This window comes from Sedimentibacter sp. B4 (genome assembly GCF_000309315.1).
Lineage (GTDB): Bacteria > Bacillota > Clostridia > Tissierellales > Sedimentibacteraceae > Sedimentibacter > Sedimentibacter saalensis.
In genome coordinates this window covers 1-219 of sequence record NZ_CANG01001082.1, presented here as the reverse complement: position 1 = coordinate 219, position 219 = coordinate 1, and the positions used below count along the sequence as shown (strand labels likewise).

The following is a 219-nucleotide window of genomic DNA, read 5'->3' as shown; positions in this document are numbered from 1 at the left end:
GATCACCCAACACCCGTGGCCGTCGCTGTAGGCGAGCCGGTCGAGCATCAGGTTGAGCCCGGCGCTGGCGCCGATGTCGAGGTGGGCCGGGGTCCCCGAGGCACTCCCCCAGGGCCGCGACCAGCACCGACGCGCGGCCGACCTCGTTGGTCTGGGGTAGCCGGGTCGCCACCAGCTCGCGAACCTCTGCGGAGTGGTCGGCACAGAAGGCGAGGAACA

Annotated in this window: 1 protein-coding gene; it reads right to left on the bottom strand. The window is 71.7% G+C overall.

The genetic code is table 11. The annotated features are described in order from the left end of the window. Positions 1 to 219 (bottom strand): DUF2332 family protein (locus BN358_RS29640; RefSeq protein WP_157593590.1); only part of this gene is annotated, 219 nt, incomplete at both ends.